The sequence below is a fragment of the Stieleria varia genome (genome assembly GCF_038443385.1).
GTDB classification, from domain to species: Bacteria; Planctomycetota; Planctomycetia; order Pirellulales; family Pirellulaceae; genus Stieleria; species Stieleria varia.
Genome location: NZ_CP151726.1, coordinates 6,203,809 through 6,215,842, shown reverse-complemented (window position 1 = coordinate 6,215,842; position 12,034 = coordinate 6,203,809). Strand labels below are relative to the sequence as shown.

General features: G+C 56.0%; 7 protein-coding genes. 5 read left to right on the top strand and 2 right to left on the bottom strand.

The genetic code is table 11. The features are described 5' to 3' along the window. The first annotated feature begins 205 nt into the window (after positions 1–205). From Pla52nx_RS21075 to Pla52nx_RS21065, 3 genes are read left to right on the top strand one after another with little or no spacing between them, the layout of a single operon-like run. On the top strand, positions 206–817 hold the full coding sequence (locus Pla52nx_RS21075; RefSeq protein WP_146520800.1) for a sigma-70 family RNA polymerase sigma factor: 612 nt from the start codon (positions 206–208) through the stop codon (positions 815–817). A gap of 2 nt (positions 818–819) precedes the next feature. After that, the gene (locus tag Pla52nx_RS21070; RefSeq protein WP_146520801.1) at positions 820–2,310 is read left to right on the top strand and encodes a serine/threonine-protein kinase; all 1,491 of its coding nucleotides are present in this window, start codon (positions 820–822) and stop codon (positions 2,308–2,310) included. Further along, positions 2,303–3,511 (top strand): hypothetical protein, encoded by a 1,209-nt coding sequence (locus Pla52nx_RS21065; RefSeq protein WP_146520802.1) that lies wholly within the window; start codon positions 2,303–2,305, stop codon positions 3,509–3,511. Before Pla52nx_RS21070 ends, Pla52nx_RS21065 begins: the two co-directional genes overlap by 8 nt. Before the next feature lie 406 nt (positions 3,512–3,917). On the opposite strand, the gene Pla52nx_RS21060 is transcribed toward Pla52nx_RS21065, so the two are convergent. Continuing rightward, complete coding sequence (locus Pla52nx_RS21060) at positions 3,918–7,052, bottom strand: efflux RND transporter permease subunit (protein WP_146520803.1); 3,135 nt, start codon at positions 7,050–7,052, stop codon at positions 3,918–3,920. 95 nt (positions 7,053–7,147) lie between these two features. Beyond that, positions 7,148–8,560, bottom strand: coding sequence for an efflux RND transporter periplasmic adaptor subunit (locus Pla52nx_RS21055; protein ID WP_197454693.1), 1,413 nt, complete (start codon positions 8,558–8,560; stop codon positions 7,148–7,150). Between the two features lie 158 nt (positions 8,561–8,718). On the opposite strand from Pla52nx_RS21055, the gene Pla52nx_RS21050 reads away from it, so the two are divergent. Together Pla52nx_RS21050 and Pla52nx_RS21045 are read left to right on the top strand one after the other, a co-directional pair. Further along, on the top strand, positions 8,719–10,533 hold the full coding sequence (locus Pla52nx_RS21050; protein ID WP_146520804.1) for a TolC family protein: 1,815 nt from the start codon (positions 8,719–8,721) through the stop codon (positions 10,531–10,533). A gap of 389 nt (positions 10,534–10,922) precedes the next feature. Further along, positions 10,923–11,771 carry a hypothetical protein gene (locus Pla52nx_RS21045; protein ID WP_146520805.1) on the top strand — a complete coding sequence of 283 codons (849 nt, stop codon included), beginning with the start codon at positions 10,923–10,925 and terminating at the stop codon, positions 11,769–11,771. The last annotated feature ends 263 nt before the right edge of the window (positions 11,772–12,034 follow it).

The following is a 12,034-nucleotide window of genomic DNA, read 5'->3' as shown; positions in this document are numbered from 1 at the left end:
GCGGTGAACGCCAAACTCAAGAGCGGAAGATGCACTTGGAGTTCAACAAAAAATCCGCAATCTTTCCTCTGACGTGAAAGAATCGCGTACCCGGTTACGTGTAATCGCATAGAAACAATCTCCATGCGATCCTTCGCGTATCCGTTGGCCCCTTTCAACGTCGATTCCATTGTCCGCCGCCGATCCCATTACACGTCCGAGCCTGATGCTGCGATTGCGAGATCGCGGAAATCATGATGCTTGGAGTGAGTTCCTGGCGATCTACGAACCGGTCATCTATCGGCTGGCCATCCGTCGCAACCTGCAAGACGCCGATGCCAGTGAGATCGTCCAAGAAGTGCTATTGAGGATCGCCCAAGCCATCGATCGGTTCGATCCCGCTGCCGACGGTTCCTTTCGCGGTTGGCTCAGCCAAACCACTCGTCGCGTGGCGATCGATCGTTTTCGGCGATACGCGCAGGATGTCAAAGCGGTCGGTGGAGACTCGCACGGAGTCTTTTCAGAACTGCCCGCACCGTCCACGATCAGGCCGCAGTCGCCGACTCTGAGTCTCGATGACTCGGGGGAGAGTGAACCATCGATCGAAGTCGAATTTGACAACGAACATCGAGAGCAAAGGTTTCGACATGCGGCATCGCAGGTCAAATCGATGGTCAGCCATTCGACCTGGACTGCATTCTGGGAGACCTCCGTCAATGACCGACCGGCGGACGACGTCGCGATGGAATTGGGGCTGACAGTCGGTGCTGTTTACATCGCCAAGTGCCGAGTGCTGAAACGCATTCGCCGGTTCATCGATACCGCAACATCGGAGTAATCATGGTCGCTTTTCATTCCAATCGAATCCAGCGGGCAACGAATCCCGACCAGCATTGCAGCACGCAAACGCTGGAGCAGTTGCTCGATGAAACGCTCGCGGAATCCGAAGCCACGGATGCCCATCATCATTTGGATGTTTGTTCGAAATGTCGCGTGGCTCTGGAGTCGATTGCGGGCGAAGCCAGTTTGTGGAGTCATACTCGCACCGTATTGCTCGATAGTGGACCGATCAACCATGCCGAACAATCGCCCCTACGACACCGCACGGATGCTCACACGCCATCAGAAACTTGGTTGCGTGGCTTCCTGCAACCTGGACCGGCAAACTGTTTGGGACTGCTGGATCGATACGAAATCCATCGTGTGATCGGAACTGGTGGAATGGGTGTCGTTGTCAGTGCCGTCGACCCGAAACTCAATCGTCCCGTCGCCATTAAACTGCTCGCACCACACTTGTCAGGACTCGGAACCGCACGACAGCGTTTCGCACGTGAGTCCCGTGCGGTCGCTGCCGTCGTTCATACGGCCATCATGCCGATCTACGGGATCAACGATGAAACCGACGTACCCTACCTGGTCATGCCGCTCGTTTCTGGTGGAAACCTGCAGCAACGAATTGATCGCGATGGCCCCCTGCCGCTGGACGACGTGATCGCGATTGGTGTGCAGATTGCTGACGGATTGGCCGCCGCTCACGCAAACGGTGTGATCCATCGCGACATCAAACCGGGAAACGTTTTGCTTGAAGAGAATAGCCCTCGGGTGATCATCAGTGATTTCGGGTTGGCAAGAGCCTTGGATGACGCGACCGTCACGGTCAGTGGAATGATCGCCGGAACACCACAGTACATGAGTCCGGAACAGGCAACGGGAGAACGGGCCGATCATCGCAGTGACTTGTTCAGTCTCGGCAGCGTGCTCTACGCCATGGCCACCGGACGCCCTCCGTTTCGCGCCGAGTCGCCGGTCGCTGTGCTGAGAAAGATCGCCGATGCCGATGCAACGCCGCCTTCGGATCTACGTGACGAGCTGCCGGGTTGGTTTGACCGATTGGTCGCGATGTTTTTGGAAAAGGATCCCAGTCGACGGCTGGAAAATGCTTCGCAAGCGTACGACCTGCTGCACGAAGTCCAACTGCATCTGCGTCGTCCAACCGCAAACGAATTGCCTCGAGTCTTACAGACAGAGAATCCATCTCGAAACAGACACCGGTTCGTCATCGTGGCACTGCTGATGACGGCACTGCTTGTCGGTGCTGTCGCTGCGTGGTTTCCCACCAAGCAAGTCGATGCTTCCTTGCCTACTGACTCCGCGGACACAGAAATCGTAGCGTCAAAGCCGAAAAAACCGACGACTTTGCCACTGGATACCAACTGGCGATGGAGTTCGTTTGAACAAATCGCCCAAGACATGGATGAGTCACTCACGGACCTCGAGCAAATGCTTCAGGTCCAGCCCCCTTCCCCGACTGGAGTTAAATCAGATGATTGAACGTTCACGACCATGGATCCGCCGCGTGGTGATCGGATCAGCATGCGCCGCCACTGCGATCATTGCATGGGGTTATTTGGCAAATCGTTCTCCCGACTCAGCATGGGCTCAAACTGTTGAATCCTGGCGGCCGTTGTCGCAAGCCACCAACAATCCAGCAATTATTCCCGATGAATCCTCAGAGTGGTCTGAACCTAACGGTTCCCTGCCGGGAATGCAGCGTGATGCATATGCACCTAGGTTGCTTAGTGCTGGACGTGATACTGGATTTCGTGCGCTCACTACACAATCCGGTCTGCCCAACCCTCTCCAATATCCGTCGGCGGATCCAAACTCCTACACCAAGGTGGTGGTGAAACCGGTTCAGCAAACCGTGGTTCGGCGAGTACCCGTATCAGTCACTCGAACCGTGATGGACAATGGCAAGGCACGGCAAGTGACGGAGACCTCGTATCAAGATCAACCCTATACCTTTACGGTTTATACAAAGACGTACGTTGTCGAAACATTGCCGCACGTCGAACGCTTGAATCAATTGGGGGTTGAAATCGCCCAACTGGAACAGGCCGCAGGTGATGAATCGCAGAACGAGAAAGAGACACTGATTGCCGAGATGGAAAAGCTGCTCGGCGAGCAGTTCGATGTCTTGCATGCGGAACAGCAAAAACGTATCGACGAAATTGCCGATCGACTGAAAAAGCTTCAGGAGACACAGGCAGGGCGGGAACAAGCCCGAGACAAGATCATCGCTCGTAGGATGAATGAGCTAACGCGAACACCAGATCCCTACCAGTGGAACCCGCTCCAAGACCCTGCAACCTATCCCAACGGTTCGACAACTCCCGCGAGCCGATTCCCAGCTCCAGTGTTCATTCCTTCGGCAGCTTTTCAGAATGGCGACAACCAGGGAAACAGATGGAACCAACCGACAAATTCACAGCCTCACCATCAAGTAGTCCCACTGTCGCGAGCTCCATCGCTCGACGCTGGCGATAGGTATGATTCGGCGGATGAAAATCGTTTACAGCCGCAACCTAAAGTTGACGGTCGATCTCCAGATGCGCTATCTTCGGATTTCCCGCCGCCAACCTCGCGAGATGCCCATCCACGCTCTTCCGCATCTCCGCAACTCGAAACGGATGAGGAAGCAGATACAGACGCAGAATCCGAGTCAGGCCTCAACAAACCTGACGAAGCCTGAGCGGTTCTAACTTTGGTGTTGTCCATGAACTATTTCTCGTCAGCTGTCGCCTTCACCCAAGGAACGACACAGCTGATTGAGTGCGTTTCGTTCTTGATGTGAGCCGATGGCGCTAGCCACGGGCCTCGAAGGGATGTGTTATCACTACGAGGCCCGCGGCTAGCGCCTTGCGGCTCACTAAATCGGCTGTCACCTTCAACGGCGCAGGAGACTGCTGACTTAATCAACGCTTAGAACGCAAGGGTGAGCCGTGGGCCGTAATGCACCGTGCAGCGTTCATTGGCTGGCTTCTGAAGTCACCGGGCAGTGCGACAGACCCGGCCGCTTACGCGTCGCGGCTCACGGCGTTTGGTAGCGTCACACGCTGAGATAAACTGAGCCGTTTGGGATTCGATGCACCCTCTCATCACACTGCCATATGCTTTCGGTGGACGAGCGAGTACACGCACGGCACCAAAATCAACGTCAGGACGGTTGAGAATACCATTCCTCCCAACAACGCACGCGCCAGCGGCAACATGGCTTCGTTCCCCGGTGCCAACTGGAATGACAATGGGATCATCGAGGCGACCAGTGTCAGTGACGTCATCAGAATGGGACGCAAGCGAACTTGGGCCGCGTGCAGGGCGGCGTCTCTCGGCGTTTCTCCTTCGATGCGACGTCGATTGGCAAATTCGACCAACAAGATGGCGTTGTTCACCACCACTCCCACCATCATCAATGTGCCCATCAACGATTGGATGTTGAGCGTCGTGTCGGTCAGGTACAACACGATCAGCACTCCACCGATACCCAGTGGAACCGACAACATGATGATCAACGGATCGACGAACGATCGAAATTGTGCCATCAGGACGAGGTAGACCAGCAAGAATGCCACCGCAATGCCGGCACCAAGCAGCGTCATGCCCGATTGCATCTTCTCTACCGGACCTCGCAAGGTCACGCTGACGCCGTTTTCGAACTCCATTTCGGAGACAACGCGTTCAATATCTGCTGCGACGGATCCAAGGTCACGGCCGGCGATGTTGACGTGGACGTCGTTGACACGCGAAATGTTGTAGTGGGCAATTTCTCCTGGAATATTGACGCGTTTGATCGTTGCGATGTTTGAAAGTGGCATCGTGACCGGTCCGTCCGTGCTGTTGACCGAGATCGGGATGTTGCGAAGTTCATCGAGCGACTGAAACTCGTTCGATTCGTACTGAACCCCCATGAAGAAGTCGACGCCGCTCTTGGGGTCGATCCAAATGGTAGGGGCATAACCGACACTGGAGCCCAACGCAGTCAGCACCGTTTGTGCGACTTCCTCCTGATCCACACCCAAGTACTTCGCCCGCGTGCGATCAACTTGGACATCAAACTGCGGATAGTCCATTGACTGCGCGACTTGGACATCCGCTGTTCCTGGGATCGGTTTGATCGCCTCAACCAGGCGTTCGGCTGCATCGCGGCATTGGTCCAATGTTCCCGCGGAAACCTGCACACTGATCGGGGTGGGAACACCTTCATTGAGAGCCATGTTCACGATGCCGCCTGCGACGAACAGAAACTCCTCCATCGGGTACTCGCTGGCAAACCGCTCACGCAGTCGTGAGATGTACTCTCGCGTACTGGTTGAACGGCCTTCTTGTTTCAGATTCACGATCAGATAGGCGGTATCGGGTCCCGAGTTGGAACTCAGCACGGTCGAGAATCCGGCGCCTTTGCCGACGGGTAGACCGATGTTTGCGATCAAAGCCTCGATTTCCGACGACGGAATCACTTCGGCAACGGAAGCCTCGATTCTTGCCACCAACGCTTCTGTTTTCTCAAGCTCCGTTCCTGGCAGAGTCTTCAGGCGAATCTCGAACGACCCCGAATCCACTTCGGGAAACAACTCGGTGCCGATCCGTGGCCACAGCAAGAAAGAAGCGGCCGCGCCACCGACGATCAATAGAGTGACCAGAACGGGAACAGCCAACAGACCACTGAGAAACCTTCCGTAGACACCACGAGGCTGTTCGTGTTTTGACGAGGTATCACCGTTGGGTTCGTCCGACGTTTTCTTCGTTTTCAAGAAAGTCGCACAGAATGCGGGGACAACGGTCAACGCCAACAGATAGGAGGCACCAATGGTCAAGGTTGCCGCCAACGCCAAGGGAGCGAACAAGTACTTGATCATCCCGGTCAGGAAAATCGCCGGCAGAAACACAGCTAGGGTGGTCGCGGTGCCGGCGAGAATCGCCCCGGAGACTTCGTGTGTGCCTTCGCGAGCGGCGACCAGTGCCGATTTGCCCATCCGTTGATGACGCAAGATGTTTTCCACCACGACGATTCCGGCATCGACCACGGTTCCGATGGCAAGCGCAATGCCACCAAGCGTCATGACGTTGATCGTTTGGCCGGTGAAAGCGAAACCCAGGGCACCGATCAGGACTGCAAAAACGATCGTCGCGACGATGATCACCGTGGGCAGAAAACGCCTGAGGAAGACGAGCACGACGATCGCAACCAGCAGAGCTCCCAAACCGATCTGGGAAAACAGGTTCGACATCGCCGTGCGAATGTATCGCGACTGGTCAGAAACCAACGTGACTTCGGTCTCCTCGGGAATGTCGCCGCGCTCTTTCATCTTCGGAATCTCGGCACTGATTCCTTCAAAGATCCGATCGACGACTTCGATGGTGTTCTCGCCCGGTTCTCTCAGCAGCGGGCAATAGACGCTTCGCTTTCCATTGACACGAACGATGTTGTACTGCAACGCGGCGTCGTCTACGACGCGTCCGACATCGCGGATAAACACGGGCTTGTCATCTCGAACCGTGATCGGGATTTCTTCGATCTCCTCAACGGTCGGCAACGTGTTTCGTGGGTGGACTTGATAGTCCATTCCGCCCATTCGTGCGGAACCTGCGGCAAGGACCAGATTGGATTTCTGCATGGCCGTGACGACATCGGTCGCACTGACGTTGTGAGCCTGCAGCTTGATCGGATCCACGTACACCATCATTTGACGGAATTTGCCGCCAAAGGGGTGCGGGATTTGCACGCCCTGCAGCCCGCCCATTTTGTTGCGTACCGCGTAATAGCCGATTGAATAAAGTTTCGATTCGCTCAGTCCTTCGCCCGAGATCGCGGCCAGCACGACGGGCAAGTTGGCGGGTTCGCTACGCAGTGTGAATGGCCATTCAATCCCAGGCGGCAAGTGAAACATGTCGCTTGCCTCCAGATTGACGATGTCGTTCATCGCCGAGCTGGCATCGGCACCGGGTTGAAAGAAAACCTTGATCACAGCGGCGCCGGGTACCGTCCTGGATTCTTGATGCTCGATCTTTCCGGCCAAGGTCAACGCACGTTCGACGCGAGAGCTGACGGACTTTTCCATGTCCAGCGTGGGCAGCCCCGGATAGGAAAAGAAACTCACCACGACGGGTTTCTTAAAGTCGGGCAGGATATCGATCGTGATCCCCGGAATCACTGCCGCACCCAACACGCATAGTGCGATCGTGGCAGCCAGTACGGCAAACCGATTCTGCAACGAGAATTCAATCAGTCTCATCAAGAGGCCTAAGCGATGGTAGTTATTGTTTGAGACAACTCGGGGAGATGGTCGCCGTTTTCCTGAAGCGACCAGTGGCAGAGGGAAGGTCGCGATCAGCGATTCAGAATCGTTACCTTTTGACCATCTTGAAAACGCTTGAGGTGGGCGTCGACGACTCGTTGTCCTTTGGTAAGCCCTGAAACAATCTCAATGGAGCTGCCGTCGTCCAATCCCGTTGTGACGGGAATGACGGAGACGGCGTCATCGTCCCCGATGGTGTACACGTAGGCGTCTCCGGACTCGCTAAAACGAACCGCTCTGGCCGGCAACATGTTCGCTGCGACTTCGCTGGACAGCTCCACCGTTGCCTGTCCAAACATTCCTGGCAGCAGTTTGTTTTCCGGATTCAGCAATTCACACTCCACCAGCATGAGTCGTGTGCTCGGGTCCAGGGAATGACCGACGCGCGTGACGGTCGTTTGGATGGGAACTTGGGAGGAGAATGAAGGCAGTGTCAACGTTACCGCGTCGCCTTGGTTGACCAGCGGCGCGTCCGATTCTGGAACATGAAACTGAACACGAACGGTGTCGATTTGGCTGATCACGAACAGCGAAGTTGAATCGTTGGCATCGTTTCCGACCAATGCCCCCGGTTCGGCGTTGCGTTGTGTGATGAAACCTGCGAATGGGGCTTTGACGATGGCGAAGTCGATCAGCACGTCGAGCTGCTCAAGTTCTTTTTGTGCGATCGACGTTTCTGCTTGCGCGGTCACCAAGTCGGCCTCGGCGGCTTCTTTCTGCGCTTTCGCGACCAGCACTTCGGCTGCTGCGGAGTCGATCGACGAGTCCATCGCCTTTTTGCGAGCCGTTTCCGAGTCACGCTTCATTCGGGCTTCGTCCAACATGCGATTTTGCAGCGACTGTCGTTGGACGAGGTCTTGCGTTCTGCTTAACTCTGCTTCCGCGGCAGCGAGCGAGGCCGCTGCCTGATCCATCATCGACCGCGCTTCGACCAATCGAGCCTCGACCGATTTGACCCGTGCGTCGGCCAATGCCACCCCCGCTTGCGTTTGCTTTTCCATCGCTTGCAGACGGTTGATTTTCGCCAACAACACGGCGCGTTGAGAATCGATTTCAGGGATCGCGATGATCGCCAATGGGGCATCCTTGGCTACATAGTCCCCAATGTCGGCTTTGACCTCCGAGATGTAGCCGGTTGCCCTGGCATGGATTTCGGCCTGGTAGTAGGCGGCGATGGTCGCAGGTTGCAGGGAGGTCCGCCGAACCTGTTGTTCCTCCACCAGCACGGTGTTCACGGGAGTGGCCTGGACGGTCCGTGGCGGGGATGACGGTGGTCGTTGGTCGCAACCAGAAAACGCGGCGACCAAGCAGGCCAACAGGGGGGCCAGTGATGACGGACGGCGGTTGTATTTCATACGTTCTAACGATGTCAGAATCATGCGAGGCGGAGTAATCATTACCAGCAGCCGAGAATCGCCGACTGCCAGTTGCAGCATAGTTGGCATAGGGATCATTCGGTACAGGTTGAATGCATGAATTGACCCTTCAATGGCCCGGGTACCATCAATACCGGGCCGAACGGGTGCCGAAGCATGATCGGTAGGGCCTGTGCGTTCGCTGCGACGCACGTAAGGCCATGAAAACCGCAAGATAGGAGGGCAGGATGCCCCACAGGATTTTGCTGATCGGTTTGCTCGGATGCATCGGATGCGCGGGCACTCCTCGTTCGGTAACGCACTCGTCGGACGCTCATTCCGCGCCGACCACCGCCCCCGCTCCACCGGCTGAACCCGCGACATCGTCGGCGGTGGTGGAGCCTCGCGTTGCATCAGCGCCCAGTGCTTCGCGCCCGAGCGTCGTTTCTCGAGACGCTGAGGTTCGGCCTGTCGGCTATCGACTGCCTTCCAAAACGGACGTGTCGAAGGCAACGGACGACCCAAGAAACGAGCCTGCCAGTGGTGTTTTATCGATCAACGGACGTAGCTACACCGTTCAACTGACCGAGCAGACCGAATCCTCAGAGCCTCAACCGTTGCTCGGCAAGCTGGCGTCCTATCAAGAGGATCCGTTGGAACTGGTGGATCCGTCGGGTGAAAGCAGCCTTTCGCAGCTGTTGGCGGATGGACCGATGGCCGAAGTCGACATGCCGCACGCTGCGATGCCATTGGCTCCGGAAACGATCGATCTGAATCTGCCGTCGGCTTTAGCGATGGTCGGCAGTGACCACCCCGCAGTCGGTCTCGCTCAGTGGCGTGTGCAAGAGGCCTACGCGCGGCTGGACCAAGCACGTGTGATGTGGTTGCCGTCCATCCAAACCGGGTTCAGCTTTCACAAACATGATGGAAACTATCAAGCCAGCGATGGTCGAATCGTCGATGTCAATCGGAACTCTTTTCAGTATGGACTCGGCGCTGGCGCGACAGGCGCGGGGACGACGCCACGTCCGGGGATCGTGGCCAGGTTTCACCTTGCCGATGCGATCTTTCAACCCCAAGCACTCCGCACAACGGCTTGGGCGAGAAGCCATGCAGCTAGAGGCGTGATCAACACTCAACTGCTGCGTGTTGCGCAAGACTACACCAGCTTGGTTGCCGCCCACCAGGAGATCAGCATCCTGCAAGAATCTCGCTCCCGGACCGAGCAGTTGCGTGAGTTGACCCAGGACTTCGCCGAAGCAGGCGAGGGTTTGCGGGCGGACGCGGAGCGAATGCGGACCGAGGTCGCCTTGCTCGACACGCGGATGATGGAATCGCGTGAGCGTGCCGCGGTTGCGTCAGCGCGGTTGGCCGAGTCGCTCAGCTTGGACGGTGATTTCGAAATCGTTCCTTTGGATGTCGCAGCGATCCCGATCGGAATGGTTGCGTTGGAGACCGACAAGTCCAGTCTTGTGGCAACGGCATTGGTCACTCGACCGGAGTTGAAAGAATCGCAGGCATTGGTGGCTGCGGCCTGTGAAGCGTTTCGACGAGAGAAGTTCGCTCCGTTGGTTCCCAGCGTCGTGCTCGGCTTCAGCACGGGCGGCTTTGGCGGAGGCTTGGGGACTCAGCTCGACGACGTCGACGGTCGTTATGATTTGGACGCGATGATGTCCTGGGAGATTCGCAATCTCGGCATGGGCGAGAACGCCGCGCGAAGAATCGCTTCGTCGCGTGTCCAGCAAGCTAAGTTCGAGAAGCTGAGGGTGATGGACAGCGTGGCGAGGGAAGTGACGGAGGCGTACAAGTTGGTGCAACTACGTGAACAACGGATACAGATCGCCCAGCAAGGCATCCAGTCGGCGGAAGATTCTCATCGACGCAACTTAGAGCGAATCAAAGACGGTCAAGGGTTACCGCTGGAAGCCTTGCTGTCGGTTCAGGCATTGGAACGATCACGGTTAAATTACTTGCAAGCGGTCGTGGACCACAATCAATCGCAGTTCCAACTGCAGTGGGCTCTTGGATGGCCGGTCAGCTCGGCGATCCCGCCGCAGGAGTGATGATGCCGGGCAGGGGGCTCTGTCCCTAGATGTTTGCAGGTGTTCATCGCCCCTCAAGACGCGGGTCTTATGCTGATCTTCCGCCCATCGCTCAAGAAGTTTCCGGATTGCAAGGTCGTTTTCTGGAACTCCATGCTGAAACCAACCCATCGAAACCACCGTCGGTTTTTCACCGTGCTTCGTAAAACGGCATCACCGCGCGACAACTAGGTTGCTCAATGAGTTGACTCTGCGGGTTTGGCATGGAACAGTGATCTCGGAGTAGCGTACATCGACGCACTCAAGTCCCTCGACTCATGGCAGAATCTCTGAGAAAGAGGCTGACCCCAGGCTCCAGGACTGCTAAACTGCGGTCGTAGAGACTTCGTGAGTGGTACGGGAGTTACGATATGATTCGAGGGATGGTAGCCGTTGCGTTTATCGCTAGTTCAACGATGCAAATCGCTTGTTCTCAGGACTTGGACGCGTTGGTATCAGGTCTAGCCGATGATCTGAGAGATGAGCAATTCATTTCCGCCGATTCCTACGCTTCACTGCAGAGGCTCAAACTGAGTGAGCGTATCGACCATGCACTTCCGGTTCTAGCGTTATCTCGACCAAGCGATGAGTACGCATTCTTGGCATCTATTGTTGCCACTGAAGGACTAGTTCTTCCGCAATACATTCGTGCTTCGGACATCCGCAATTCAATTTCTGCGGAATCAATGTCGAAGTCAATCCTTCATGCATGCATGAAGGATGCGACGTTTATGAGACGCTATCTCGCTTTTGTCATGTGGAGTCGCATGTTTGTCGTTGACTCAAGAACATTGCCAGGTCAGGGGCAATGCATTCAAGCAGTGATTGACGATATCGAGTCGCATACTTCTCTTGAATCCGAACCAATCACGACAAGATTTTTTCACTATGACAGTCTTCGGGTTATTTTGCTCTGCGAGGTATTGGGCATACGGCGTCCTCATGAATTAGGCTCAGTCACTGACCTGCGGCAAGAAGTTGCGCGAGTGAAGCAGGCGTTCTCTCCCAAACGACTGGCGGAAATGACTCCACGTGCGGACGGACTCGGATGGTTGTTTACGCCGGGCGATCGTGAGGCGAGCATCGGCTTGGTGCCTTTGGAACTTCCCACAAGTCCAACCGACAAATGGTCGGAAAAGGTTGGGATGAAGCTGTTGCACGAATTACATCTTCACACCACTGATGCTCCGTTGCAGGTAGATGGTTTCTATTTACGTTAATTGATCCTGCCCGGCTTTTGCCAGATGTTTGCGGTATAGAGTCTAGGCAACGCACTCCGACCCCGCATTCGCTCGGTTGGTCTCGTCCGCGGTGAACTCAGAGGTGAGTAGTGGCGATAGGTTTTCTTACCAACTCTCATTTTTGTTTGCAGGCATTTTCTCGCCGTGGCTGTCAGAGGTGGAAACGAGGGCTGTCGCCGAGATGTCTGCTCGATTTCAAGTAGGTCGGGACGCCGGAGTGGAGAACAGAAAGCGTGCAGGGA

Excerpts from the sequence above, each read along its gene's own strand:
- Pla52nx_RS21075 (WP_146520800.1), top strand. The coding sequence starts at position 206 with ATGCTGCGATTGCGAGATCGCGGAAATCATGATGCTTGGAGTGAGTTC.
- Pla52nx_RS21070 (WP_146520801.1), top strand. The coding sequence starts at position 820 with ATGGTCGCTTTTCATTCCAATCGAATCCAGCGGGCAACGAATCCCGAC.
- Pla52nx_RS21065 (WP_146520802.1), top strand. The coding sequence starts at position 2,303 with ATGATTGAACGTTCACGACCATGGATCCGCCGCGTGGTGATCGGATCA.
- Pla52nx_RS21060 (WP_146520803.1), bottom strand. The coding sequence starts at position 7,052 with ATGAGACTGATTGAATTCTCGTTGCAGAATCGGTTTGCCGTACTGGCT.
- Pla52nx_RS21055 (WP_197454693.1), bottom strand. The coding sequence starts at position 8,560 with ATGCCAACTATGCTGCAACTGGCAGTCGGCGATTCTCGGCTGCTGGTA.
- Pla52nx_RS21050 (WP_146520804.1), top strand. The coding sequence starts at position 8,719 with ATGCCCCACAGGATTTTGCTGATCGGTTTGCTCGGATGCATCGGATGC.
- Pla52nx_RS21045 (WP_146520805.1), top strand. The coding sequence starts at position 10,923 with ATGATTCGAGGGATGGTAGCCGTTGCGTTTATCGCTAGTTCAACGATG.